The sequence below is a fragment of the Ktedonosporobacter rubrisoli genome (assembly GCF_004208415.1).
Lineage (GTDB): Bacteria > Chloroflexota > Ktedonobacteria > Ktedonobacterales > Ktedonobacteraceae > Ktedonosporobacter > Ktedonosporobacter rubrisoli.
In genome coordinates, this window is the sequence record NZ_CP035758.1 from 7,624,562 (window position 1) to 7,649,857 (window position 25,296).

A 25,296-nucleotide genomic window follows, 5' to 3' on the forward strand; every position below is an offset into this window, starting at 1 on the left:
AGAGCGGAAAGAAGTCTTTAGTAGTAGAGGAGAAGAGGTTTTCCGTGGGTATGCTTGACGGCAAAGTGGCGATTATTACGGGCGCCGGACGTGGCATCGGGGCCGCTGCGGCCAGACTGTTCGCGCTAGAGGGTGCAGCAGTCATTGTAAGCGACCTTGATGCGGAGCAGGCTGAGGAAACTGCCGGCGCTATTCGGGCCCAGGGCGGCAATGCGGCCGTGGCTGTGGTCGTGGGAGATGTCACCGATCCAGCTTTTCCAGCCCAATTGATTAAAGCCACGCTTGATACCTTTAACTCACTTGATATCATCGTGAATAATGCCGGCTATACCTGGGACGGCGTGATTCAAAATATGAGCGATAAGCAGTGGTCGGCGATGCTCGATGTGCATCTAACGGCTCCTTTCCGTATTCTGCGCGAGGCCTCGCACTATATTCGCGATGCCGCCAAAAAAGAGCAAGCCGCCTTTGGCCAGGCCAAAGCGCGTAAAGTGATCAACGTGAGCTCCGTCACCGGCGTCTATGGCAATGCTGGCCAGGTCAATTATGCGGCGGGCAAAGCCGGCATCACCGGCGTTACGAAGACGCTGGCGAAAGAATGGGGGCGTTACAATGTGCAGGTCAATTGTGTCTGCTATGGCTTTATCGATACGCGTCTGACCGCGGCCAAAGAGCAGGGCGGCATAACCGAGCGGCATGGAGAACAGATCGCGCTTGGCGTGCCTGAACAGATGCGACAGATGGCCCCGCTGCTCATTCCGCTGGGCCGTCCCGGGACGCCTGAAGAGGCGGCCGGCCCCATGCTCTTCCTTGCCTCTTCCCTCTCAAATTATGTATCAGGCCATGTGCTAGAGGTGACCGGCGGGCGTGTAGGCTGAACATCATCTCTTTCTCTTCAGAAAGAAACCGACTATAATACTAACAAGAGGAATATCGTTTGGGGAAGTAGTAGCGAGTAAAGGATTGTATGTATGGCTATACCGCCGCTGCACCAACGGCTCGATAACTATAGCGTCCTGCGCCCACTCGATGAACGGGATGCTCAAGAGATCTTTGAGCTGGTAGAACGTAATCGGCCCCACCTGCGCGCCTGGCTGCCCTGGCTGGACGTAACCCGCACAGCTGATGATGAGCGCGTGTTCTTGCGCAGCCTGGCGGCCCAATACGCCAGCAATAATAGCTTTAGCTGCGCTATCCTCTATAAAGGAAAGATTGCCGGAACGGTTAGCTACCATCCCATTAATTGGTCCAATCGCAAAGTAGAGCTGGGCTACTGGCTCGCTGAGGAATTCCAGGGAAAAGGTCTGATGACCAGAGCTTGCCAGGCTATGATCACCTATGCCTTTCATACAATGAAGCTGAATAAAGTTGAAATTCGCTGCGCGACTGAGAACGTCCGCAGCCGCGCCATTCCTGAACGGCTGGGCTTTAAAGAAGAAGGCTTGATTCGGCAGGCGGAATGGCTCTATGATCATTATGTGGATCTTGTTGTCTATGGTCTCTTAGCCAGCGAATGGCCCCCAAAATAACTATAATAGCTGTCTGAAAGCAGGATCAAGAGCTTTAGGAATTGGGTACAATTGGCACGTTAGCACCGTCAGTGTAACCTGTGCCTGTTTATAAACGTATTTCTCCAAGATAGGATATAATGCTAAAGACGCAATTTTTATACATCGTAAATTAATAGGGGTAAGATCTGGATATGTCAGGGACCGATTCTATAGATTTCTCTCTACGGCGGAGGCTGCGCTTGCCATCTCTGCTCCTGCTAGCAGGGCTCATATGCGCATGTATATTCGCTACATTTAGTAATATAGCTACGGCGCATGCAGCCAGTCATGAGAGTACGCCGGGTGGCAATATCGCCGATCCCGTTGTGCGCGCAGTAGATATAGCTAAGCCAGCTGTTGTGCGTATTCTCACGCAGACAAGTGGCCAGCTTTCCGTGCATTTTCCCTCTGGGGATGTGACCTTTCCGCAAGGCAATCAGACAACGTATCAACTCACTCTGTCGGGAAGCGGTACCTTTATCAGCTCAAAAGGAGATATCCTGACGGCTGATCACGTAGTCAATCCTCCAGATCAGGCTTTACAGGAGCGGGCTGCACCCGATGTTGCTAATTATATCAATCAGAATCCCAAGCTTGGTTTGCCGCCGGCTTCGCCTGACCAGACTTTTCAAGCTTTAGCAAGCGGGCAACTAAAATCAACTGCCAAATATGGCCCCAAACAGAGTGAGGCTTTTCTTAGCACTGACTATACCGGCCCCTTAGCTGCGCAAAATCTCTCGACGATTCCTGACTATATCCATGCTTCTATCGATAAGATTGAAAAAGAAAGTGCAGTCGATCAAAGGGATGTGGCGATCGTGCATGCAGCCTTTGGCCTGACCGACACACCAAGCGTCCAGCTTGGCGATTCTTCAGGGGTTCAGCAACAGGATGTGCTCACGATCATTGGCTTTCCCGGAAACGGTGATGTGAGCAACAGGCCAACCGATCTGTTCACCTCTTCCGTAAACAAGATTAATGTCAGCTCGATCAAGACAACTGACAATGGCGCGCCACTTATTCAGGTGGGAGGCAACGTCGAGCAAGGAGACAGCGGAGGGCCCGCGTTAGATAACAATGGCAATATTGTCGGTATCGTTAGCTTTGGCGCTGCCAGCGGAGGCAGTACCAATTTCTTACAGGCCAGTAGCAGCGCGCGGGAGCTTGTCCAGGCGCTGAATCTTGATACAAAGCCCGGATCGTTCCAGGCGCTCTGGAACGAAGCCTTTACCAATTATGCCTCGAAAGAGCCAGGCCACTGGCATTTAGCTCAGCAGCAATTTGCGCAGTTGAATAAGAAATATCCGCAGTTCAAGGCAATTATGCCTTATCTAACATATACTCAACAGCAGGCGAAGATGGAACCGGCCAGTACGGCCGTGCCTAATAAGCCCCAGCCGCCAGCAACAAGGCCCACGCCTCAATACTCTCAGCCGGCTATGCTCTGGACGGGCATAGGCGTTGGGGCAATTGTGCTGCTGGTTCTGCTGCTCTTTGGCGCAATCTCCCTGGGACGTAGGCGCAAGGCGAAAAGATCTGCCGAGCTCAAGAAGGCTGAGCCTTTTGCTGCCGCTCCATCTGTCTCCAATCCTGGCCCTCCACAGCCAGGCAGGCAGGCTCAGACCAATGCAGGGGTGGCGTCGGCTTCAGGCATGCAGCAGGGGCAGCTGGCCAATGCGGCTCCATCGCCCTCGGCCCCGCAACCAGGACCGCAGCCGGCTCAGACCATGCAGCCGCCGGCTGGTGCCCAGCCAGTGCCGCCGGCTCCTTCAATGCCAACGCCAACCGGTTCTTTTACTACCTTGCGCGTCTGGCCTTGTGGACATATGAATCGGCCCAATGCGCGCTTTTGTAGCATTTGTGGCGAGCCGGCACCATCGCCAACCACTCGGCTTATGGGCTAGCTGAATGGCTTGAGAGTAGTAGACCGATGTACTAAAAAAAGAGGGCTTAAGCGCACCTGGCTTAAGCTCTCTTTCTGCATATGAGCAGTGCTTAGGCACCCATGATATTATAGCCGGCATCGACGAACATGATCTCGCCGGTGATTGCGCGGGCGTAAGGGCTGGATAGGAAGAGGGCAGCATCGCCTACTTCGCTCTGCTCAATGTTGCGGCGCAGGGGAGATGTAATGCCCATATGCTCACGGAAACCTGTAAAGCCTGAGATACCGCGCGCCGCCAGCGTGTTGAGCGGACCCGCAGAGATAGCATTGACGCGAATATTGTGCTCGCCTAGCTCGAAGGCCAGGTAGCGTACGCTGCACTCAAGAGCAGCCTTGGCCACAGCCATTACGTTGTACTTAGGCATTACGCGCTCGCTGGCCATGTAGGTAAGCGCGAGCATGCTGCCGCCACCACGCGCCTGCATCAGTGGCGCGGCACGCCTGGCCATTGCCACGAGCGAGTAGGCGCTGATATCCAGGGCTGTGTGAAAGCCTTCGCGCGTGGTCTGCACAAAGGGATTTTCCAGCTCAGAAGGAGGGGCGTAGGCCACCGAATGGATAAGGATATCCAGGCCGCCCTCAAATATTTCGCCTGTGCGGGCAAATGCGCTATCTAGCTGATCGTCCTGCTGTACGTCGCAAGCAATCACTTCTGTACCTGGAATTTTCTTGGCCAGGTCGCGCACGTACTTCTCCATGCGATCCTGATAAGTCAAGGCAAGCTGGGCGCCTTCAGACGCCAGCGCTTGTGCGATAGCCCAGGCGATTGAGCGGTGGTTGGCGACACCAAAAATAAGGGCTTTCTTCCCTTCTAATAGGGGCATACAATAACTCCTCTCAATATTTCTGCTGAAACGAGCTTGCCAGCATTAAGATAGCCTGCTCCATAGAGAGCAATGGGTGAAACAAGGCAAGGGGCGTTCCAGCGATCTCATTTTAGCGCTCGATGGGATACTGTCGATTGACCCAGCCATTCATGCCATTTGCCAGATTATATACTTTCTGCAGCCCGGTCACCAGGGCAATCTCGGAGGCTGCGGCGCTCCTTTGGCCCGAGGCGCAGACAAAGATCACATCCTCATCGGCCGGCAAGTTTAACTCTTTTAAAGCCTTGCCAAACGCATAAATGCCATTGAGAGGCACCAGTTCCGCTTCGGCAATGTGCCCACGATCCCATTCAGCAGGCTGACGTACATCGATGACGCGCGTGCCCGCCTCGATCATCTTTTTGGCCTCATCCGTGCCAATCGTGGTGTAGGGTAACGTCTCTTCGTCGTCTTCGTATACCATTTTACTGTTTCTCCTCGTTCTCATATTGTTCAAGCCAGAGACGACCTAACAGGGTAGGAGTAATCATATATTCATCGCCTACAAACGCCATAGTCAGCAAGCCTTGATCTTCCATCTCACGAAAGTCGTCAGTGATGAGGTAGTAATCGTGCAGCATACGCGCTACATCGCTCTCAGGCAGTTGTTTCCAGGTTTGTAACACACGGAGAACAGCAGCATACTTGGGACTGCTATCATCCACGGCTCGCATTGCCCTTACCTCCTTCAATACCCGCCTTTTTCGGTATGCCTGGCGGATCGAGACAGAGAAGTGACGTTGGCCGCTCTCCGCCGAAAAGATGGTACCAGACGAAGGCGAAAAGGTCAAGGCATCGAGGCTTAGCATCGGCGGGCCTTTGCAGTGGCTCCCTGGCTGGCTTGAGGCGGGTGTCCATCTTCGCTTAGTTTTGGCTGGCCAGGGCGAGCAAAGGGCAAGATGAGCGCCTTTGGGCCCTCTTGCCCTCATGGTGGGCACTATTTCCTTCACTGCGATTTTCTGATCGGGGTGAAGCTAGCTTTTTTAAAAGGTTTATGCCTTGAGCGCTAAAGGTTGCACGCGCCTGACGAGCTCTTCCACTAACTGGCGATCCAGGCGCCCGGCCCCAAGCTGCACGGTATTGGCAGCCCCGGCCGCCACGCCAAGGCGCGCCGCGTTGCTCAAGGATTGACCGGAGACCAGACCGGAGGCCAGGCCGGCAAAGAGGCTATCCCCGCTTCCGGTTGGGGAAATAGCCTCTACCTCCGGGGCAAGCCAGCCGAAGGCCTCTCCGCTGGCCGGTAGGCCCACCACACCCTGCTTGCCAAGTGTAATCACTACCTCGCGCACGCCACGGCGCTGGATCTCATGGGCGGCGGCCAAAGCTTGCTCGGGCGTATTGATGGTCCTATCTACGGTCTCACCGGCCTCCACTTGATTCACTTTGAGCAGGTGCGGACCAAGTTCCAGCACTTCAAGTAGTTGAGGTCCGTAGGTATCCAGCAAAACTGAGATCCCGGCGGCTTTCGCGCGGCTCACCAGGTTACGCAGCCCATGTGCGGGCGTGCCGGGGGGAAAGCTACCACTGAGGGTCAGAAAGCTGACGCGCGGGAAGTAGCTGGCAGCGCGCTCTACCAGGGCCTCCCAGACATCAGCCGGCAACGGCTCACCCGGCTCATAGATCTCAGTAATTGCCTGGTCTGGATCGATAATGGTCAGGCAAGTGCGCAGCTCAGCCGGCGTAGGGATGCCGTCGCAGAGCAGCTCATCCCGCGCCGCCAGCTCTAATAAGTGTTGGCCCGCATGCCCGCCAATTGGACAGACAACAACTGAGCGCTGCCCCAGCGTATGTAACGCGCGCGCAAAATTAAAGCCCTTGCCTCCGGCCAGCGTAATGACTTCACGGGGCCGGTAAATCCGACCCGGCGTGAAGCCGGACAGCACAACAGTTTTATCAAGGGCCGGATTGGGCAACAAAGTTACCAGCGTGGCCCCTGGCTCCTCATTTTGATCCTGTTTGTTCACAGTTTTTCACTCAGAGCTCATTTACAGCACAACGACAGCCGTCAGATTGTGTGGATGATCCGGGTCCTGTCCATTGGTCAGCGCGCGATAATAGCCCAACAGCTGTAAGATCGGCAGGTAGAAGACCGTGCGCTGCGACTCGGGCAGGCCCGAGGCCAGGATGATTTGCTCATCTATGGCCGGATCGTTGACTTTCTGCTCGCTAAGAACCAGGATATGGCCTCCTAAAGCCTTGAGATCGCGCAGCACCGCCAGCTCATACTCGCGTGCCTGCTCGCTCAGCAGACAGACAACCAGCGTGTGCTCATTGACCATAGACATCGGCCCGTGGCGGAACTCCATGCAATGGAATGGCTCAGAGAAAGAGAGCGACATCTCTTTCATCTTCAGGCTGACCTCACAGGCCATGCCATAGCGCAGACCCGAACCCAGAAAGTAGAAACGGCCGAATTCCGGATTGTGTCCCAGATGACGGGCCAGCTCATGATAGCTGGCGATGAGCTGCTCACCGCGCTCGATGAGCGGCTGCGTAGCTGGCAGCGTCCCGCCATCCTGTAGCGTGGCAACCAGCGCCTGGCCAGCCAGCAGCATCGCACTAAAAGAGCGCGTCTGCACAACGCTCTCTTCCCGCCCCTCAGGAACTACCAGGGCCAGATCAGCAATCTGCGCCAGTTCAGCTTCGGGATAGCAGCCGATATGGAGCATCGGGCCGCCGTTGCGCTCGCGGTAGACACGTACAGCTTGAATGGTCTCCGAGGTTGTGCCAGAGCGAGAAACGGCAATCAGCAAGGTGCGGCCGGTGGTTGGCAAGAGCGTTTCAGGGTAAAGCAGTAGCTCGGAGGCAGGCAGGGCCCGCGCGCGAACGCCAAGCTGGCTCTGGAATAAAGGAGCCAGAATCAAAGACAAGTAATAGGTTGAACCGCAACCGGTCACCAGGACATCCGAGAATGCTCCCTCTCGCCATAGCTGCAGTAACGCTGCCTGTTTCTCCTGCACAACGCGCAAAGCCCCTCGCCAGGCTTCGGTCTGTGTCAAGATTTCCTGAAGTGTATGCAGTCCCGGTTGGTTGATAGGCGCATTACTACTATAGGTACTCACTAATAGAAGCTCCTTTTATCTAGTTACGTGTTGTTATATGGCGTTATTGACGTCAATCTGGACTACTCGCTGCTCGTGGCGAGCCTGTTCGGCGGCGAATACAGTCAAGTGCGTCTCCAGCGACTCACGCGGCCCGGAGAGGATACGGCCAGGATCGCGATGAGCAACAGCTGCGACAAACTGTTGCATTAAGCCGTAATCGCCCCCTCCATGTGATCCTATCGTATCTGGGCGTGGAACTGCAATCTCTTCAGTCTTCTCGGAAAGATAATCGTAGTGGACAATCTTCTTCCCATCGCCACGCAGCTCGCCCAGCGTCCCGAAAATATCGGTTTCCCTATCGCGAATCTGCGATGTGGCAATCATGGTGAAGGATGCAGTGATGCCATTATCGTACTGCAGGTTTACCACCTGGTGATCGACTACATCATTGTCGGACTCATAGACGCAGCGGCCATAAGGTCCGTTCTGCAGCGCTGCGATCACCCCGGCCTCAGTAAAATCTGTGGTGATAACGTCAAGCGGCCAGCCCAGATCTTTTTCTTGGAGACGCTGCATATATAAGCGCCTGGCAGAGTAAGGGCAGTTGGGCTCGTAGGCGCAATCCAGGCAGCGCAGAGCAGTCCCGGCTGCCGCTGGCTTAGCCTCTTTGCGGAAATGCATCAGCGAACCAAACGACGAGACTTGCATGCAGGGGCGTCCGATAATATAGCGCAGCCAATCCAGATCGTGGCAGGATTTTTGCAGCAACATAGAGGAAGAGAGCGCTTCATTGCGCCAGTTGCCGCGGACAAACGAATGGGCGTAATGCCAGTATCCCACCGGCTCCAGGTGCTGCACGCTGACAATATCCCCGATAATCCCCGATTCCAGCACCTTCTTTAACTGCTGGGTATAGGGCGTGTAGCGCAGCACGTGGCCGACAGCAAAAATAACCTTATTGGCGACAGCCGCCTCCACGATACGCCGGCAGCTTTCGACATCGGGAGCTAGCGGCTTTTCTAAAAGAATATCATAGCCTTTATTGGCAAAGGCCAGGGCCGGCTCTAGATGCAAAGCATCGGGCGTGGCGATGACCACGGCATCGGCGAGGCGCGGGCGCGCGATAAGTTCTCGCCAATCCTCTACCACGTTGCTCGCCGCACAGCCATGCTTTTCTGCCATCTGCGTGCGAAAGAACTCGCGCGGCTCCGCTACGCCTACCACGCGTGCCAGATCTGGATGCTCGGTGGCATAGGACGCATAAATATTGCCCCGGCTACCCGCGCCGACGATCAGGAGATCGACAGGTTTCATCAGACAAATCCTTCTAGAAAGACAACAAATTAGGATAACAGATTAACCTTTAGTGCCTGTTATGGCAATGCCTTCAATAAAGTAACGCTGTAAGAGAATAAACATGACAAGCATCGGCCAGGTTGCCAGCACGGCTCCTGCCATTACTACCTGGAAGTTCTGTACATGTTCTCCCTGCAGGAGCGATAGGCCGACAGATAAAGTGAGCATATCGTTAGCGCTATTGACCACCAGGGGCCACATCAGATCGTTCCAGGACCACAGGATTGTAAAGATGGCAAGAGCGATCAAGGCTGGCTTGGCCAGAGGCAAGATGACGCGCCAGTAAATGACCAGGTGATTGGCCCCATCTATTTGCGCCGCTTCGTCAAGCTCTCTAGGAATGCCCATAAAGAATTGCCGCAACAGGAATGTGCCAAACGCACTGAATAATCCGGGCACAATCAACGCCTGCAGCGAGTTGAGCCAGCCCAGATCCTTCATGATCAGGTATTGGGGCAGCAAGAAGACGTATGTGGGCACCATCAACACTGAGAGCATGAGCATAAACAGGAAATTGCGCCCCGGAAACTCAATGCGCGCAAAGGCGTAGGCCGCCAGCGAGCAGAAAAGCAGCTGGCCCAGCGTGCGCCCAATCGTCATCAAGATGGTATTCTCGTAAAACTTTAGAAAGGGCAGCGTTGCCAGCACCTCGGAGTAATTGCCCCACTGCAGGCTGGCCGGGAAAATCACCGGAGGAACCTGGGTTGCCTCGCCAAGGGTTTTAACGGAAGTGAGGAGCATCCAGAGAAACGGTACAACAAAGATGCAGGCGCCAAGAATCAACAGGATGTGAATTGGCAGGCTTGATTTCAGCAACGAACGCTTCGATTGCATATACCTTCTCCTATGAGTAGTGAACCCAGCGTTTCTGCAAACGGAACTGGACGGCAGTCACACAGAGGATGATTACAAACAAGATGATGGCAATGGCGGCGGCGTAGCCCTTATTATCGACCATAAAAGCGTTCTGATAGAACAAATATACGATCGTCTGCGCGGCACCAAGGGCCGGATTTGTGCTGAGCGTCGAGCCAGCGCCGAACATCAGGTAGATCAAATCGAAGACCTGAAACGCTGATATCATCGACATTACAATGACAAAAAAGATGGTGGGACTGAGCAAAGGAAGTGTAATGCGCAAAAAGCGTGATGTACGGCTGGCTCCGTCGAGGGCTGCCGCTTCATGATAGGTGCTGGGAATGCTCTGCAAGCCGGCCAGGAACAGAACCATATTGTTGCCGATGGAGCTCCAGATGGCTACCACGATGGCCGCGAGGAGGGCAGTATGCGGATCTGAAATCCAATGGGGGCCATGAATGCCAAAGGGTCTAAGGACGGCGTTGATCAGGCCATAATCGCCATTGTAGAGCCATCTCCAAACCACTGCGATAGCTGCAGGCATAGTCACCGCAGGTAGGAAATAGAGCGTACGATAGATGCCCACGCCGCGGATCTTCTGATTGAGCAAGATGGCTACGATGAGCGAAGCCACGATGCTACCAGGCACCGAGAGTACAGTGTAGATCAGTGTATTGAGTAATGCGCTTTTGATATCGGGATCGCTGAGTATGTGGGCATAGTTATTGAGGCCTGTCCACGAATATTTGCCAAAGGCGCCCCATTTTGTAAAACTAAAGTAAAATGTCTGTATAGCCGGCCAGATATAGAAGATGAGCAGCCCGAGAAAGAGCGGCGCAATCATCAGATAGGCCCAGAGGAAATCTTTCTTTATACGCCGGGGCTGCCTGTGCCTGGCCGCTGCGACAACTGCGTCGCGCTTTTCAACCAGTTCAAGCCCTGCAGTTTCCAAGGGATACCTCCATCAGTTAACAAAATAGGGATAGCCCGCGACCCTGAAGCCACGGGCCATCGATAAGCGGCTAACTTTGCTGTTCTGCAGTCAGAAGCTGATTCATCTGCTGCGCGATCTGTTTGCAGCCGTCCTCTGCGCTCAACTGTCCCGACCAGACCTTGGTCAAGACTTTGTTCTGCACATCTACCCAGGCAGAGGTGTTCTTGGAGACGGGATAAGGTACAGAGTAAGCAAGTTCGTCAATGAAGGTCTTGGCATTAAATTTGGGATAGGCCTTGACCCAGCTCTCCTGCGTGCCATTATAGGCGGGGATAACCGTACCGGTATCGGCCTGAATCGTGGCAGCCTCTTTAGAACCCAGGAACTTGACAAATTCCCAGGCCTCTTTAGGATACTTGGTGTTGGCCGAGATGACGTTGCCCAGGCCGTGAATAACCGTGGCGCGCTTCTTGCCCTGCGGCAATGGAGCGACATCAACCTTATCTTTAATGGCCTGGTTCTGGGCGAATTCGATGGTGCTCCAGGAGCCACCATAGTACATCGCGACCTTGCTGGACTCAAACAGGGAGAGTGCAGTAGTGTCGGTAATCTGGGCCAGCGTGGGGGATGATTTGTCCTTGATCATGTCAACCCACAGCTGGATGCCGCTTATCGATTCGGGCGAATCGAAACCAGACTTCTTATGATCTGGCGAGATCACATAGCCGCCGGCCTGGGGAATAGTGTTGTAGAAGTTTTGCTGATCGTTCATGTCAGCCACAATGCCCCATACGCCCTTTGACGGATTGGTCAGCTTCTTGGAGGCCTCACGCAGGGTATCCCAGGTCCAACTGTCATCGGGATACTTTACGCCTGCGGCATCAAAGAGCGCTTTGTTATACCAGAGGCCGATGGTGTCGAAATCCTTGGGCAAGGCGTAATGCTTGCCGCCATAGCTGTAGAGCTGCATCAGTGAGGAAGGATAGTTATCAAGGCTCACTTTGTCGGCGCTGATTTGCTCATCCAGGGGCGCGATGATCTGGTTTGAGGCGTACTTGATAAAGTTGGGACCATTCATCCAGAATACGTCTGGGGCGCTGCCTCCCGTAGCCGCAGTTTCAAGCTTGGTCCAGTACTGGACGTAAGGAGTGACTTCAATGTTTACGCTGATGTTAGGATGGGTCTTCTTGAACGCGTCGATGATCTTTTGCATCGCCGGAACCTGGTTCTTGTCCCAGAGCCCATACCTGAGTGTTACCGGCTGATTAGAAGAGGAGGAAGATTGCGTTGGTGAGTTATCTCCTCCACAGGCCGATAGCACCATGATGAGCAGCAGTAAGACGCTACTCAGGGAAATAAGACTTTTCTTCATGGATTTACCCTCTACCCTTGAAATTATATAAATACCAAACTTTGGCTAAACCAGTTTAGCCAAGGGCGTGGAGAATTAACGATGCTGGTCCATCTGGGCGCTCCAGATTGAGATGTGGAAAACTTTTTTGCCTGAGTTGTCATAAATGATCACCATTGATCAATCCCGAAATAAAACTTTTTCGAAATTTACCATTTTTTAGCCCTTATGTCAAGGGGATTTGCGCGAAATTTGATCATCTCGCTCTTCCCACTCTTAGAAAGGAGGTGAGCATGGTTTACTTTTACCTGTCTGCCTTCGTGGGTAGAGAACTTCCCAATGCGAGAAATAGCAGAGTTTTTTCTGCTCGTAGCTGGCCTTGCTAAGGCTAAATATAGGCCTGCAGATCTTCTTGACAGCCGGGATGAAGCAGTCTATAATCAAGATGTTGATCATTTTGTGATCATATTTGATCGTTTGCCTGGATAGTTTCGTTGGCTGTGCCCTTAACCCATAATCTGCGGATTTCCTCCCACTCTTGCCCTTTTAATAAGTGCGCCCGGCAAGAGCTCTCCAGGAAGCGTGAGGCGGGAGAACAGGGCGGCCTCAGGGCCATTAAGCAGAAATGGTCAATTTCACATCTATTTCGAGAGCTTGCAGAGCGAGGGTCTATGTTGTTCTCTACCGAACGCCTACAACAGATTGAGCACATTGTGAAAGAGCGCCAGCATGTCCGTGTAGCAGAGCTAAGCGAATATCTGGGGGTCAGCGAGCCGACGATTCGCCGCGATTTACAAAAGCTGGAGGCCATGGGCCGCCTGCGCCGGGCGCATGGTGGCGCGGTTGCCCTCATGCAGGCTACGCCCGAGCCCCCGATCATTCATCGCCTTACCGAATGTGCTGAGGAGAAGCGCCGCATCGGGCAGGTGGCAGCTAGCCTGATTGAGGATGGCGAGACTGTCTTTCTGGGTTCGGGCACGACTACGCTGGAAGTCGCGCGTAACCTGGTGGAGCGCCAGGGTCTGACGGTGATCACTAATGCGCTAAATATCGCTACCGAGCTTGCCGGCCACGAGAATATTACCCTTATCGTCACTGGTGGCGTTGTGCGCCATTCCGAGTTCTCGATGATCGGGCATATTGTCGAGCAGACGCTGAAGGAACTGCGCGCCGATAAGGTGATCATGTCTATGCGCGCCGTGAGCGTAAAAGAGGGCCTGACGAATGCTAATCTGCTGGAAACCATGACTGATCGCGTGGTGATGCAATTTGCCCATGAGGTGATTCTTGTTGCGGACCATACCAAGTTCGGCAAGGCGGCGACCGGGATTGTAGCGCCCATTACTGCCATCCATAAGATTGTGACTGATGATCAGGTCTCGGCAGATACTGTCAGGCAGATACAAAAATTGGGCATTGAGGTAATTCAAGCTTAAAGAGCTTGTAGCTTCGTTTCTGCCTTCGCCTTTACCATAGCACTAAACAAGGCAACTAGCTCGGCTACTTGGCCTTGCGTCATTTCGGCAAAAAACTTTCCCCAAAGCAAGCTAGAGCTTCCAAACCTCTTTTATGTGGCGCGAACATAAAAGTAATGCCCTGCTGCACCTCCAGAATTATGCTTTAAGCATAGCTTGCCTCTGATCCATGCTCTAAGCATATAAATTTGCTTGGTAATTATACTGAGCGCAAGGTAGGATACTGACATAAGTTAATTTTTGTGAGACTTGCCAGAATTTTTGCGTTATATTGAGCCAACTCGCTGCGACATAGAGGTAGGTATCGTTATTCGCAGGAAGGGAAAGAGGTATGGAGACACGTATTGTCGAGGAGACAGGTCACTTTATATCAGCAGAAGAAAGGTCGCGCTTGTTGCAGCTCTGCGCTAGCGTGGTTGGTAATAAAGATGTCGCCGAGGATCTTGTCCAGGAGACGTTATTGGAGGCCTGGCGGCATGCCGATGCTCTGCGCGATCCAGGTCGCCGTACCCAGTGGCTCAATGGGATTGCGCGCAATGTATGTTTGCGCTGGCTGCGCAAACGTGGGAAAGATATGGCGCGCCTCGTCTGGCTACCCGAGCCCCAGGATGCGGAGCAAACTGAGCTGGAAAGTAAGCTTGCCGATGACGTGGATATCGAGGTTGAGCTTGAGCGCAAAGAACTTGTGAGTCTGTTGGATCGAGCTTTATCGTTGCTTCCTGAGGAGACACGCCTGGTGTTGGTGAAGCGCTATGTCGATGAGTCCCCGCTCGCGGAGATCGCATCTCAGTTGGGCCTTAATGCTAACGCGCTGGCCATGCGCCTGCACCGGGGAAAGCTGGCATTGCGGCGCGTCTTGACTACCGAGATGCAGCAGGAGATAGAGCCTTATGCTGTGTCTGCCGCGGGTCTGGCCTGGGAAGTAACGCCGCTCTGGTGTCCCGCCTGCGGGAATAATCGTTTGCTGGGCATCCGCGATCCTGAGCAAGGAGAGCTGCTACTGAAGTGCCCGCAGTGCAGTCCGGGGGCCGATGAGGCGGTCAGTACAAATCAAATTTCCGCGCTAAAAGGCATTAAAAGCTATAAACCGCTCTATGCACGTCATGGGACCTGGTGCCATCGCTATTATTATACGGCCCTGGATAAGGGCTCGGTTGAATGCGAAGATTGTGGAACTGTTCAGCCTGTGACGATCTGCCATATTGATGAACTGCCCGAGTGGATGCTGAGATATCCATATAATCTCAAATGTCGCTGGGAGGGTCACAACTGCGTGGTCAATACTGCTTGCCCGGTCTGCCAGATGGCCTGTACAACCTCGCTGGAAGGACTTACCATGTCGCTACCCGCAGCTCGCCAATTCTATCGTGAGCATCAGCGCATCCGCACGCTGCCCACACAAGAGGTCGAGACGGAGGGGCGCCGGGCCCTCGTCGTGCGCTTTGAGAGCGTAACTGCAAATGAATTGCTCACGGTTGTCACCGATTATACTACCTATAAAACACTGCGTATCGAGCGAGGTAGCCGATGAACGAGATACAGGAGCAGAATGTAGAGCTTGTGCAAGAAGCAGCGGCGCCCCAGCCAAGGCTGCCGCTGTATGCCTTCTTTGCCGGGAGCGCCATTTCTTATATTGGAGATGCTCTGACCTTACTGGCCGTTCCCTGGTTTGTACTGCAGACGACAGGCAGCGTGACGCAAACTGGCATTACTGCCTTCTTCTCAACGCTGCCAACCGCGCTCTCGGCCTTGTTTGGCAGCGTGCTGATCGATCATCTTGGCTATAAGCGCACAAGCGTCATCGGCGATATTCTGAGCGGCATTACGGTTGCTCTTGTTCCTTTGTTATATCATACGGTTGGCCTGGCCTTCTGGCAACTGCTCATTCTCGTCTTTATTGGCGGCCTGCTCAAATCGCCAGGGGTTACCGCGCGCTCATCGATGGTGCCCGAGCTGGCCACGCGCTCCGCTGTGCGCCTGGAACTTGCCAATTCGCTTTCCGATGGCGTTAATCGCGTGTCTGGCTTTATTGGAGCGCCGCTGGCCGGCCTCTTGATTGCCTTTATCGGGGCCAGTAACCTACTCTGGTTCGATGCCATTTCCTTTGCCTGCTCAGCCCTGCTGATCGGTCTGGCTGTACCGCACATCCCCCCCGTGCTGCAAAAAGAGGAAGCTAAGGAAAAGCGCGGCTATGTGGCCAGGTTGCGCGAAGGCTTAAGCTTTATCCGTCATGATGCGCTGCTTGCCTCACTCGTTATCACGATCATGATTACTAATTTGCTGGACGGGGCGCTGGGTTCGGTGGTGATGCCAGCTTATGTGCAGTCGTTCTTTCATAGCGCGCTACCTCTGGGCTTGCTGGTGGCGGCCTTTGGCGGAGCTGCCTTTGTCGGCACCTTAATCTTTGCGGCGATTGGGCATAGGTTGCCGCGACGCCTGACCCTGGGCTGGACATTTACGATCGGTGGAGCGCTGCGCTTCTGGGTAATGCTTGTACCCATTCTGCCCATCCTGATTGGCTGGAACATTATTGCCGGCCTGGCCGTTGGCTCGATCAACCCTTTGCTTGATACTGTATTGCAGGAACGTGTGGCCCCTGAGATGCGTGCACGGGTCTTTGGGACGCTCTACGCAGGCGTGATGATCGGCATTCCCCTGGGTACCTTTGTGAGTGGCTACCTGGTGCAGTGGCTCGGCTTGCAGATGACCTTGATTGTGATGGGGACCATCTACCTGGCCTCCACGCTCTCCCTGCTGATAAATCCAGCGCTAAAGGGAATCGACAAACCATCTTCGCCGGCGGCGAGCTAGCTAAATGGAAGCTCGCCGCCTGCCAGCGTTCAATATATTCGGCTGGCCTGGACAGAAATCCTTTGAGCGTTAATCAGAACTTATAGAAATGCTGGATAGCTACCTCCTCGGGCGTTTTGTCCTTGAAGAAGTTGCACTCATCGCGCTTCACGGCCAGATAAGCCGTGGAAAGCATGGGTCCAAGCGCCTCTATAAGCACGTGATCGCGCTCCAGTTCGTCAAGAGACTCATCAAGCGAAGTGGGCAAGCGCTGGATGCCCAGGCGCTCGCGCTCAGCGTCAGTGAGATTGCCAGGATCAACGTCCTGCGGCTCGTTTGGCTCGATCTTGTTCTCAATGCCATCAAGGCCGGCAGCAATTAAGCCACCTATAGCGAGATAAGGATTGCCGCTATGGTCGGCGCTTTTGATTTCGAGATTAACCAGATCGGTCTCACGTCCCCAGAAGGTTGAGGGCACGCGGATGGCGGCCTCGCGGTTGTCAAAGCCCCAGGCTCCATAGGCCGAGCTCCAGTAGTGCGGTTGCAGGCGGCTGTAAGAGTTAACGCTGCCGCAGGTAAGGGCCAGCAGAGCGCGAATATGGCGCAGCACGCCGCCGATGAAGTAACGCCCGGTCTGGCTTAGATGCCCGCGCTCCTCGCTAGCATAGAAGAGATTCTTATTGGGATACTCGCTCTCGGCCGTGCCCCAGAGGCTAAAGTGGATATGGGCACCGCTGCCGGCCTGGTCAAGGAAGGGCTTAGGCGCAAAGGTTGCTAGTAGATTAAATGTGCGCGCAACGCCACGAATTGTTTCGCGCACCAGGCAAATATTATCGGCGGCGCGCAAGGCATCAGCGTGATGGATCGAGAGTTCTTGCTGGGAGGGACCCAGCTCCGTATGAAATTGCTCGATAGAAATGCCCTGGGATTCTAGTGCCTCCAGGACCGCATCCATCACCAGAGCCTGTTCGTCAAGGCCGATTGTGCTATAACACAGGCTGCGATCTGCCGGAACATATTTGCCCATTTCCTCGCGGGCAAAATAAAATTCGTGTTCGGCCGCAGCTTCAAAACGCATCCCTTTATCGGCCAGGCGGGCGATCATACGCCTGAGAAAGCCGCGCGGATCAGCTCCCCATGGCTGGCCGTTCACATCGATCAGATTGCAGATCAGGCTGCCTGTATTGGGAACATAAGGTAGGATCGCAAAAGAGTCGGGATCGGGCACAAGCCGAAATTCGCCAACCGCTCCCATTCCTTCCACGCTGGCCAGCGTATCGGCTCCCGTCCAGGCGCCAAGCGCAAGCGATTGGCCAATCCCCTCATAAATACGGGTCGCTAGCTTACTGGCATGAGTGGTTTTGCAGCGCATCAGGCCACCATTATCGCAATATTGGAAACGTATCAGCCGAAGCTTTTCTGCGCGCACCAGGCGCAAAACATCTTGAGCGTTCATAAAGTGCCACCATCTCCTATTCTACTGTTTGAGAATTGAAACAGGGAGAATATATTTTTCAGACAATAAAAGTATAGCTATCGCCTGGCCTTAAGACAATCGAATTGTACTTTTGGCGTATCCTACCTCCAGCAAATGCCTTATCTGTCCTACCTGCTCAGCTTCTGCCATGCTGCCTCGCTGGTAGCGAGCATACTGCCGATAGCTACAAGCAAGAAGCAGAAGGCTAGCAGACTACCCACGATGATAGTCCAAAGCGAATTAGCAATCGTTACAGTCCACGAGAAGAAGAGAGCATCCACAATTGTGGCTACGCAGCCAAGGGGACCAATAAGGCAAATTAGCCAGATGATAGGCATCGGGAAGAGGAGCGATTGACGAAACTTTTGCCTGTCACTGAAGTACAAGCGTAGCAAGCTGACATAGAAAAAGATTGTGCATAAAGCCCAGACGATGGAAACCAATGCTAGCGCGACATTGTAAAAGTCTCCTGCCAGGTTAATAGCTTTGTCGAAGCTGAAAATATAGGGACCAACCAGAAACAGTATTGCGGCAAAAACCAGGGCAAGTCCTGTCTGAAAGAGAATCGCGTTGGCCGGAACGCGTTGCCTGTTTAAGCGTCCAACACTTGAAGGTATACGTTGATCAATAGCGCCGACAAAGAGCAGGCGGGCAAAGGAAACATTATACATAATCAGGGCAATGACAAAGAAGCCCATGATGCAGATGGCCGTAATATTTCCGTAGAGCTTGCCAAGCGAGGTATCGACAGCTGCAATTAAGGCAAAGACTGTGCCAACATTTGATGGTCCCTCAATGGCTAATAACGCGAAAGTAGCGATAACGTAGCCTACAAAAATTAGTAGTGTGCCCCAGAGCAGATGACGCGTGATGATACGCAGTTTCATATGCCCTTCGCCGGCGATCTCGCCGCCCATATTTAATGGAACACAGCTTCCCAGGTAGGCTAGCACAACCAAGCTGAACTGGCCAACATTAGTTTGATTGATGCTCCAATCGCTAAGATGCGTAAAGCTGGTGGCCAGGGCATGCCCGCTGAGGAGCCACTTGATACCTGCGATGGCTAGCAGCAACGTGGCGAGGAGGATAAACCCGGCTCCGACATTTAAGAGGTTGCGGACGATATGTATGCGCTGCAGGGCGATCAGGGCTGTAATGGCGATGATAATAATGACGGCCAGGCCTTGTTGCCAGGGTTCAACCAGCCAGCTTGGATTAAGCCCCTGGATATAGGCTACCATGGTGTCAGCTCCGCTTACTAGAATAACCGGCACTGGAAACCACCAGCACAAGCCTGCAAAGAAGCTCCAATAGGGGCCAAGGGCCTGATACGTCCAGTTGTAAAGGGAGCCCTCTTGCGGAAACATGCTCCCCAGTTGTGCTGTAGCGATAACGCAGGGAATAAAAAATGTGATACCACCGATAAGCCAGTAGACATAAGCCGTTGCCCCTACGCCAGCTGCTGTCGCCGAGTTAGAGATCCAGAAGATTGCCAGGATCATTATCGCAACCATGTCCTGTGTACCGAAAATACGAGGCAATGCTTTTGCTGCATATTCTTCAGATAAAAGTGGCACAGAAATACGCGTCCTGCTTTTTCTGGGCCTATCAACAGGCTTATCGATCATGTTAAGCTTTCCTCTCTCTGCAATGCTCTCTATGGCTTGTGCTGGTAGAGCAAAGCATACTCGTATATTATGCTTATCTAGCAACCTCACATCAGTCATACTAAATATTTTTAATTAACTGGCTTGCAATTATAGCATAGATAACATTAATATTTCGCTAAGATACAATCAAAGGCCCAAACTTCCTAAAAAAAGTAATTAATCGCGCCGCCGGAGAGCAGTCTACTAACTTTGTTAAACATATTAATTAGCTTATCGAATTAAAGGAACCTTGCTTCTTAAAAAATTGCAGGGTAATTCTAAAATCTAAACATTTTTTTAATGCAAGGCATAATATATATAGCTTGTATAACATATAGCTGTGTGTTATGCTATGGCAAGTGGAAAGCATCCGTTCGGTAATATAGAGTTATGTTTTATGAGAGAGAAGAAATCAAAGATGCTCTTGCTAATATTACCCTAGATGCATTAGTAGATCAGAGCTTACTATGCAACTAGTGCTTTGTCAGACGTGGTGAGAGGAGTGCGCCGCCTGCAGTGGAGGGAAAGGGAGAATGGGGCGCTGCTCTTGACAAGCCCGCTGGTTATACTCATCACGGAAACCTTGACAGATCACTAGTAGGAGGATGCAGAACTTATTGTTTGAGGGAAAGAGCCGCTATTTTAAGCATCGATAGGCGGCATATGTTTGTATGGCTGCAAGTATTGTAGAGAGAGAGTCGTATTTATGGAAACAACGACCCAGGCCGACGAACCCATTGCCTCTACGAACGATGTACTTCCGTCAGAGCGCATTGCTAAGGGTATTCTTCCCAAGGTGCTTAACACCTTCGATATGGTGGCGATTTATGTAGCCATAGTGCTCTTTATTACCAACGCGCCGGGTATTGCCCATGCTGGCATGGTTGGCTACCTGTATTGGGGGCTTGGCTTCCTCATGTTTCTTATTCCTGGTGCGATTGTGACGGGCCAACTTGGCAAGATGTTTCCTGGCGAGGGCTCTATTTATTTGTGGACGCACAAAGCGCTGGGCCCATTTATGGGTTTTTTCGCCGGCTTTTGCGCCTGGTGGCCTGGTATTCTTTCGATCATTGTGCCGGGCGTTGTCGTGGTAACCTTCATCCAGCATCTGGGCAGCTTGCTAAACGCTAACTGGCTGGCTGACCCCTGGCAGCAAGGCTTGATCATTCTAGGCGTCCTGGCCATTTCATTAGCGCTCTCGCTGATTCGCTTCCGCCTCACACAAAATATCGTCAGTACAGTTTTTGTCGCCTACGGCGGCGGTATTCTGCTCATCGGCATCGCGGGCCTCATCTGGCTGTTGAGCGGACACAGTGCCAATGTCGCTGATGGCTGGCAACCCACTTTCGGCTCATCTGGCAACTTTACTACCTTTGGCTTTGTGATCCTGGCCTTGCTGGGCATTGAAGTGCCGCTGAATATGGGCGTTGAGATCCAGCACGAGCGCTCGATTACCCGCTATCTCTTGTGGGGCTCGGTGGTCGTGATGGCTGCTTACCTTATTGCGACCTTTGGCGTGATGATGGCGGTACCCGTCAAGGATCAGGTGAATACAACTGCGCTCGCAGAAGCCGTACAGATCGGCTTTGGTCCGGCTGGAAAGGTCCTGGCCATCGTTTTCGATCTTATCATCATTGGCGTCTTTATTTTCAATGCCAGCGTCTTCAACTTCTCCTTTGGGCGCCTGCTCTTTATCTCGGGCCTGGATCGGCGCTTGCCCGCTGTGGTGAGCAAAGTAAATGCCAATAAAGTGCCCTGGGTAGCTGTGGTATTGCAAACTGCCATTGCCGGACTTTTCGTCGTGGCTATCTTTTTTGTGGGTCCGCTATTTGCCAAAAATAGTGGAGACCTGGCCACGCTGATGTACTATATTATTCTGGCCGGCACGAATATCATCTGGACGCTTTCGATGATGCTACTCTTTATCGATGTTGTCGTGATTCGCCACAAATATTACACAGTCTTCTCGCGCATCCAGCAGGCTCCCATCTGGGTTTTCTATCTGTGTTCGGTGCTGGGCCTGGTTGCCAGTCTGGTTGGCTTTTATGCAACCTTTACTGCGCCCTGGGTGCCACTTATTGATAATACCGGCTGGATCATCTGGATTACGGCCATTGCCCTTGTTTCGCTGCTCATCGGGGTTGCTACTTACTTTATTGGCCAGCGGTCGATCCGTAGCCAGAGCAGCGACGAGGATATCATTGCCAGCGTTACTCATTAATTGTGCATAGACAACTTCCTTCTAAACGGGTGAGCACAAGCCTCTGTTTGTTCCTATGTGGGAAGACAGGGGCTTGTGTTTTGGGGTATGCTTCACCATAGAGCCAGGAGAAGTTAGTACTTCCCATAGCTCTACTATATATTTTCGTCAACTTTTATTCTTTTACAGGGAAGGTGTTTGTATGCTCGATCTGACCGCTATCTCTGTTGTTGACAATCATTGTCATCCAATCTTACTGGAACAGCATATGAGTGGGCCCCAATTTCGTCAGCGCTGGACGGAAGCCAAAGATGGCAGCCTGGCCGAGAAGCATCTCCATAATAGTGTGTATTATCTCTGGACCATTCGTCAGCTGGCACAGTTCTATGGTTGCGAGAATACAGAGGATGCTGTGCTGGCCGCGCGTGACAGTCAGAGCGGCGATGAGCTGTTGGCGCGCCTGGTTAAAGCTGCCAATATCGATGCTTTGGTGCTCGATCTGGGCTATCCGCCGCCCGAGATATCCTATACAGCAGAGTACACGGCGCAGGCAGCCGGGTGCCGTACTGTGAGCATTTTGCGCGTCGAGATTCTAATGCAGCAGCTCATTTTGCAGTACGAGAATTTCGATGAGGTAATTGAGCGCTTGGCGCAGCACATCAAGCGGGCGCGCGAGGATGGCTACCGTGGCCTCAAGAGTATTGCCGCCTATCGCACAGGCTTGAATATTGCCGAGTGGAGCAAAGATGAGGCGGCGGCTGTTTTTGCCAAGCTGCGCCCGCAGGCGGTCAGTGAAGGTAGCCTGCGCCTGGCCCATAAGCCGCTCAACGACTATTTGCTACATGTAGTCTTTCAAGCGGCGGCCGAGCAGCAACTGCCTATTCAGTTCCATACCGGCTACGGCGATAGCGATACCGATATGCGCCTTGGCAATCCCCTGCAGCTGCGGGATGTCCTCGAACGCAGCGACTATCAGAGCATGCCGGTGGTTCTCCTACATGAGAGCTATCCCTATAGCCAGCTCGGGGCCTACCTGGCAGCCATCTATCCCCACGTGTACTTTGACCTTTCCTATACGATTCCCTTTATCGACAAGCTGGAGATGCTGGCCTTTACGCGCCAGGCTCTAAGCATTGCCCCGGCTAGCAAGCTGGTGTATAGCACCGATGGTATCTATATGCCAGAGATGTACTGGCTGGGGGCTGTGCGTGGACGCAGTGTGCTTGCTCAGGTGCTTCAGGAGATGATTGAGGCTGATGAGCTCGATGAGCAGCAGGCTTATCATCTGGCCAGACTTGTTTTGCACGATACAGCCGCCGAGCTCTACGCTCTTCTCCCTTAATCTAGTGAATGTGCGCGGGCGGGGTCCGGTCCAGACCTTGCCCCGCTAGCATGCTCATCCCCGCCTTTCGACATTTTATCTCAGCTGCTACCTCGTTTTGCTTCAAAGCTTGTCAGCATGTCTTCGAATATATTAGCCAGCCCAATTAAGCGATACCATCCAATTAAAGCAGTATGCTCAAATATACGAGCGAATCAGACTAAAGGATCTTGTCTAACTAAATCATATCTTCAAATATATTGACGACTTCGTAGTAATATGTTATAGTCAGAGTGGGTGAAGAAAGGAGGTACCCTATGCACAAAGAACGTGAAGAACGCGAGTGCGAGGTATTGTCCCTGGTCCATACAATTTTTAAGACAATGCAAGAGAGCAAGTTACCACATCTCATGCAGATCGATCTTTCAATGGCGCAGCTCAGAACGCTGTTTATTCTTGCTGAAGGGGGGCCGATGACCATTGGTCAGGTTGCCAACAAGCTGAGCATAGGCCAATCAACGGCTGGCCACCTGGTTGACCGCCTGGTGAGGGCTGGCTATGCGCAACGAGCTGAAGACGCCGCTGATCGACGGAGAATAGTCGCCCATTTGACGGAGACTGGACAGGACTTGCTGGAACAGTTCAGGGGCGATCCCAACCGAATGCGGGGGTACCTTCGTGAGATGAACGATGACGACCTTGAGGCGCTTTGCCAGGGTCTCAATGCTTTTGCCAGTGTTGTGAGCGAACACGGCAATGCCAAGCATATGAGAGTCGGCTAAGCCAGTATAGAGGCGTTCAGACTTCATATTCGTTCCGTTCCCGGTCACAGAGAGAGCGTGCTGACCTATAAGGGCGTAGGGGAGACCGTTTTGAGCTCCTTTTTTAGGCTTGAGCTCAAACCCCGCGCAGTTTGAGTATTGGTACATTTGTATGCGTAATCCTTTCACTGATATAACAGGGGGTCATGTGTAAAGGGAATGCTAAAAAGATGTACTGCCAATGCACGGATGTAAGGAGGGCAGAACTATTAAATCTATTCCCAACAGGCTGGGGAGCCTCAATGGGGAGCTCCGTGCATTGTGGCACTGTCCAAAAATTTTATTGCTTAACTCTATCATTCCTTAATGTTTGAAAGGACAAGCATGCTATGCGTCGCATGATTTTAGTTCCGTTGCTAATTATTGTCGCGGTGCTGGCCATTGCCGGGGGCGTCGCTTACTATCTCTATAACAACTATTTGTACTATAGCACTGATGATGCCCAGGTAACAGGCAGTATTGTGTCGGTAAGTGCGACATCTGCCGGTCAGCTCTCAGCCCTTAATGTGAAGCAAGGCGACCGCGTTACCGCCGGACAGGTGATCGGCACGGTCACACCGCCCAACAATGGAAACGCCGTCAGGCTGACCAGCCCAATTGATGGTACGATCCTCCAGGTTGCGGCAGTCCCCGGCCAGACGGTTGCTCCTGGAGTGTCGCTGGTGCAGGAGACAAATCTCAATAGCTTAAATATTACTGCCTATGTTGACGAGGGACAGTTAGATAACGTCAAAATTGGTCAGGATGTAGATATCCATATCGATGCCTTCAGCGATACCACCTATACCGGTCATGTGCAGCGCGTGGTTCAGGCCACGGCTGGCTCGTTCTCGCTGATGCCCACCCAGGATAATGCCAGCGGCAACTTCACCAAGGTTGGCCAGCGCGTTCCTGTCGTCATCTCGCTGGATGGTAATACAGGCAAGAATATCGTTCCGGGCTTGAGTGCGGAGGTCACTATCCACATTCATTAAGCGTTCACAACTTTCAGGATGGCGAGAGCGGTCAAGAAGCGAGCTCTCGCGTCCTGGCGTCTTCGTAGAAGAACGAATGCTGGTTGCACCAGGCAAACCGGGCGTAAGCCCGGACAGCATGCTGCCGTGCAAGCCGGCTGTAAAGTGTAGTGATAATCTGTATGCAAGGCAGTATACCTTGTTTTACTAAGAAGAGGGACACAGCATGAACATGCTCATTATTGGAGGACTGGCCGCCGTGGCAATCCTTGCGGTTATCGGCCTGGTTCTTGTCTTGATGAGTGAGAAGAATACTCCTGCCGCTGAGCTACCCAGCTCTACAGCACCCGCGCTTGCCGCTCCTGGCGAGCCCAGAACAACAACGATGCCGATACAGCAAACGAGCTATCCCAGCCAGTCGCAGCCCCTGACTCATCCCAGCCAGTCGTTGGCGAGCAATACCCTGAGCCACTCGCTGCCTGCCAGCAATGGAAGCATCTCGCAGCCTGATTATTTATCGGCTGTGCGCTTACGCGGTCAGTTGCGCGAGCTTTCGAGCGAGCTGCGCAATCTGCATCAGCAAGCCGAGGAGATTGAGCAGCGCATCTCGGTGCTGACAGGTATGACAACCCATCTCGAACAGATGATTGTTGAGCAGAGCGGTCGTGAAGAAACATCAAGCGTTCCTTTGGTTTGATCTCCTCGC

Annotated in this window: 22 protein-coding genes; 11 read left to right on the forward strand and 11 right to left on the reverse strand. The window is 53.0% G+C overall.

Features of this window, described 5'->3' with window-relative positions:
- Nucleotides 1-50: 50 nt before the first annotated feature.
- The 3 genes from EPA93_RS33140 to EPA93_RS33150 all read left to right on the forward strand — a co-directional run bounded on the left by EPA93_RS33140 (nucleotide 51) and on the right by EPA93_RS33150 (nucleotide 3,454).
- Entirely contained in the window at nucleotides 51-878 is an 828-nt protein-coding gene (locus EPA93_RS33140) for an SDR family oxidoreductase (protein ID WP_129894723.1), read from the forward strand.
- A gap of 93 nt (nucleotides 879-971) precedes the next feature.
- Nucleotides 972-1,529: a GNAT family N-acetyltransferase gene (locus EPA93_RS33145; RefSeq protein WP_129891622.1), complete on the forward strand. Its 558-nt coding sequence runs from the start codon at nucleotides 972-974 to the stop codon at nucleotides 1,527-1,529.
- Between the two features lie 173 nt (nucleotides 1,530-1,702).
- Complete coding sequence (locus tag EPA93_RS33150; RefSeq protein ID WP_129891623.1) at nucleotides 1,703-3,454, forward strand: trypsin-like peptidase domain-containing protein; 1,752 nt, start codon at nucleotides 1,703-1,705, stop codon at nucleotides 3,452-3,454.
- Nucleotides 3,455-3,545: 91 nt separating this feature from the next.
- Here the strand turns inward: EPA93_RS33150 and EPA93_RS33155 are convergent, their stop codons facing one another.
- The 9 genes from EPA93_RS33155 to EPA93_RS33195 form a co-directional block, all read right to left on the reverse strand.
- A complete protein-coding gene (locus EPA93_RS33155) occupies nucleotides 3,546-4,319 on the reverse strand; it encodes an enoyl-ACP reductase FabI (RefSeq protein WP_129891624.1) in 774 nt (257 codons plus the stop codon).
- A 112-nt stretch (nucleotides 4,320-4,431) separates the two neighbouring features.
- Nucleotides 4,432-4,785: a rhodanese-like domain-containing protein gene (locus EPA93_RS33160; RefSeq protein WP_165423561.1), complete on the reverse strand. Its 354-nt coding sequence runs from the start codon at nucleotides 4,783-4,785 to the stop codon at nucleotides 4,432-4,434.
- Nucleotide 4,786: 1 nt separating this feature from the next.
- Nucleotides 4,787-5,035, reverse strand: a complete 249-nt coding sequence (locus EPA93_RS49280) for a hypothetical protein (protein WP_207229262.1) — start codon at nucleotides 5,033-5,035, stop codon at nucleotides 4,787-4,789.
- 318 nt (nucleotides 5,036-5,353) lie between these two features.
- Nucleotides 5,354-6,325 (reverse strand): 1-phosphofructokinase family hexose kinase, encoded by a 972-nt coding sequence (locus EPA93_RS33170; RefSeq protein ID WP_129891627.1) that lies wholly within the window; start codon nucleotides 6,323-6,325, stop codon nucleotides 5,354-5,356.
- Between the two features lie 21 nt (nucleotides 6,326-6,346).
- Nucleotides 6,347-7,423: an SIS domain-containing protein gene (locus EPA93_RS33175; protein ID WP_129891628.1), complete on the reverse strand. Its 1,077-nt coding sequence runs from the start codon at nucleotides 7,421-7,423 to the stop codon at nucleotides 6,347-6,349.
- A gap of 33 nt (nucleotides 7,424-7,456) precedes the next feature.
- Nucleotides 7,457-8,719, reverse strand: a complete 1,263-nt coding sequence (locus EPA93_RS33180) for a Gfo/Idh/MocA family protein (protein WP_129891629.1) — start codon at nucleotides 8,717-8,719, stop codon at nucleotides 7,457-7,459.
- Nucleotides 8,720-8,761: 42 nt separating this feature from the next.
- A complete protein-coding gene (locus EPA93_RS33185; protein ID WP_129891630.1) occupies nucleotides 8,762-9,595 on the reverse strand; it encodes a carbohydrate ABC transporter permease in 834 nt (277 codons plus the stop codon).
- Nucleotides 9,596-9,605: 10 nt separating this feature from the next.
- Nucleotides 9,606-10,571: a carbohydrate ABC transporter permease gene (locus EPA93_RS33190; protein WP_207229264.1), complete on the reverse strand. Its 966-nt coding sequence runs from the start codon at nucleotides 10,569-10,571 to the stop codon at nucleotides 9,606-9,608.
- Nucleotides 10,572-10,641: 70 nt separating this feature from the next.
- Nucleotides 10,642-11,925, reverse strand: a complete 1,284-nt coding sequence (locus tag EPA93_RS33195) for an ABC transporter substrate-binding protein (protein WP_129891631.1) — start codon at nucleotides 11,923-11,925, stop codon at nucleotides 10,642-10,644.
- Nucleotides 11,926-12,575: 650 nt separating this feature from the next.
- Here EPA93_RS33195 and EPA93_RS33200 point away from each other — a divergent pair.
- From EPA93_RS33200 to EPA93_RS33210, 3 genes are all read left to right on the forward strand, one after another.
- On the forward strand, nucleotides 12,576-13,340 hold the full coding sequence (locus EPA93_RS33200; protein ID WP_129891632.1) for a DeoR/GlpR family DNA-binding transcription regulator: 765 nt from the start codon (nucleotides 12,576-12,578) through the stop codon (nucleotides 13,338-13,340).
- A 370-nt stretch (nucleotides 13,341-13,710) separates the two neighbouring features.
- Entirely contained in the window at nucleotides 13,711-14,910 is a 1,200-nt protein-coding gene (locus tag EPA93_RS33205) for an RNA polymerase sigma factor (RefSeq protein WP_129891633.1), read from the forward strand.
- Complete coding sequence (locus tag EPA93_RS33210; RefSeq protein ID WP_129891634.1) at nucleotides 14,907-16,190, forward strand: MFS transporter; 1,284 nt, start codon at nucleotides 14,907-14,909, stop codon at nucleotides 16,188-16,190. The genes EPA93_RS33205 and EPA93_RS33210 overlap by 4 nt, the downstream gene beginning before the upstream one ends.
- 73 nt (nucleotides 16,191-16,263) lie before the next feature.
- Here EPA93_RS33210 and EPA93_RS33215 read toward each other — a convergent pair whose 3' ends face one another.
- Complete coding sequence (locus EPA93_RS33215) at nucleotides 16,264-17,625, reverse strand: glutamine synthetase family protein (protein WP_129891635.1); 1,362 nt, start codon at nucleotides 17,623-17,625, stop codon at nucleotides 16,264-16,266.
- Nucleotides 17,626-17,774: 149 nt separating this feature from the next.
- Nucleotides 17,775-19,274, reverse strand: a complete 1,500-nt coding sequence (locus EPA93_RS33220; RefSeq protein ID WP_165423562.1) for an APC family permease — start codon at nucleotides 19,272-19,274, stop codon at nucleotides 17,775-17,777.
- A gap of 727 nt (nucleotides 19,275-20,001) precedes the next feature.
- Between EPA93_RS33220 and EPA93_RS33225 the strand changes: the two genes are divergently transcribed.
- From EPA93_RS33225 to EPA93_RS33245, 5 genes are all read left to right on the forward strand, one after another.
- Entirely contained in the window at nucleotides 20,002-21,516 is a 1,515-nt protein-coding gene (locus tag EPA93_RS33225; protein WP_129891637.1) for an APC family permease, read from the forward strand.
- A 181-nt stretch (nucleotides 21,517-21,697) separates the two neighbouring features.
- Entirely contained in the window at nucleotides 21,698-22,837 is a 1,140-nt protein-coding gene (locus tag EPA93_RS33230) for an amidohydrolase family protein (protein WP_165423563.1), read from the forward strand.
- 296 nt (nucleotides 22,838-23,133) lie between these two features.
- Complete coding sequence (locus tag EPA93_RS33235) at nucleotides 23,134-23,598, forward strand: MarR family winged helix-turn-helix transcriptional regulator (protein WP_129891639.1); 465 nt, start codon at nucleotides 23,134-23,136, stop codon at nucleotides 23,596-23,598.
- A gap of 368 nt (nucleotides 23,599-23,966) precedes the next feature.
- Nucleotides 23,967-24,611 carry an HlyD family secretion protein gene (locus tag EPA93_RS33240; RefSeq protein ID WP_129891640.1) on the forward strand — a complete coding sequence of 215 codons (645 nt, stop codon included), beginning with the start codon at nucleotides 23,967-23,969 and terminating at the stop codon, nucleotides 24,609-24,611.
- A gap of 205 nt (nucleotides 24,612-24,816) precedes the next feature.
- Nucleotides 24,817-25,287, forward strand: a complete 471-nt coding sequence (locus EPA93_RS33245) for a hypothetical protein (RefSeq protein WP_129891641.1) — start codon at nucleotides 24,817-24,819, stop codon at nucleotides 25,285-25,287.
- Nucleotides 25,288-25,296 lie beyond the last annotated feature (9 nt).

What these genes read in the sequence shown, in the direction of transcription:
- EPA93_RS33140 (WP_129894723.1), top strand. Translation starts at nt 51, where the DNA reads ATGCTTGACGGCAAAGTGGCGATTATTACGGGCGCCGGACGTGGCATC.
- EPA93_RS33145 (WP_129891622.1), top strand. Translation starts at nt 972, where the DNA reads ATGGCTATACCGCCGCTGCACCAACGGCTCGATAACTATAGCGTCCTG.
- EPA93_RS33150 (WP_129891623.1), top strand. Translation starts at nt 1,703, where the DNA reads ATGTCAGGGACCGATTCTATAGATTTCTCTCTACGGCGGAGGCTGCGC.
- EPA93_RS33155 (WP_129891624.1), bottom strand. Translation starts at nt 4,319, where the DNA reads ATGCCCCTATTAGAAGGGAAGAAAGCCCTTATTTTTGGTGTCGCCAAC.
- EPA93_RS33160 (WP_165423561.1), bottom strand. Translation starts at nt 4,785, where the DNA reads ATGGTATACGAAGACGACGAAGAGACGTTACCCTACACCACGATTGGC.
- EPA93_RS49280 (WP_207229262.1), bottom strand. Translation starts at nt 5,035, where the DNA reads ATGCGAGCCGTGGATGATAGCAGTCCCAAGTATGCTGCTGTTCTCCGT.
- EPA93_RS33180 (WP_129891629.1), bottom strand. Translation starts at nt 8,719, where the DNA reads ATGAAACCTGTCGATCTCCTGATCGTCGGCGCGGGTAGCCGGGGCAAT.
- EPA93_RS33185 (WP_129891630.1), bottom strand. Translation starts at nt 9,595, where the DNA reads ATGCAATCGAAGCGTTCGTTGCTGAAATCAAGCCTGCCAATTCACATC.
- EPA93_RS33195 (WP_129891631.1), bottom strand. Translation starts at nt 11,925, where the DNA reads ATGAAGAAAAGTCTTATTTCCCTGAGTAGCGTCTTACTGCTGCTCATC.
- EPA93_RS33200 (WP_129891632.1), top strand. Translation starts at nt 12,576, where the DNA reads ATGTTGTTCTCTACCGAACGCCTACAACAGATTGAGCACATTGTGAAA.
- EPA93_RS33205 (WP_129891633.1), top strand. Translation starts at nt 13,711, where the DNA reads ATGGAGACACGTATTGTCGAGGAGACAGGTCACTTTATATCAGCAGAA.
- EPA93_RS33210 (WP_129891634.1), top strand. Translation starts at nt 14,907, where the DNA reads ATGAACGAGATACAGGAGCAGAATGTAGAGCTTGTGCAAGAAGCAGCG.
- EPA93_RS33215 (WP_129891635.1), bottom strand. Translation starts at nt 17,625, where the DNA reads ATGAACGCTCAAGATGTTTTGCGCCTGGTGCGCGCAGAAAAGCTTCGG.
- EPA93_RS33220 (WP_165423562.1), bottom strand. Translation starts at nt 19,274, where the DNA reads ATGATCGATAAGCCTGTTGATAGGCCCAGAAAAAGCAGGACGCGTATT.
- EPA93_RS33225 (WP_129891637.1), top strand. Translation starts at nt 20,002, where the DNA reads ATGGAAACAACGACCCAGGCCGACGAACCCATTGCCTCTACGAACGAT.
- EPA93_RS33230 (WP_165423563.1), top strand. Translation starts at nt 21,698, where the DNA reads ATGCTCGATCTGACCGCTATCTCTGTTGTTGACAATCATTGTCATCCA.
- EPA93_RS33235 (WP_129891639.1), top strand. Translation starts at nt 23,134, where the DNA reads ATGCACAAAGAACGTGAAGAACGCGAGTGCGAGGTATTGTCCCTGGTC.
- EPA93_RS33240 (WP_129891640.1), top strand. Translation starts at nt 23,967, where the DNA reads ATGCGTCGCATGATTTTAGTTCCGTTGCTAATTATTGTCGCGGTGCTG.
- EPA93_RS33245 (WP_129891641.1), top strand. Translation starts at nt 24,817, where the DNA reads ATGAACATGCTCATTATTGGAGGACTGGCCGCCGTGGCAATCCTTGCG.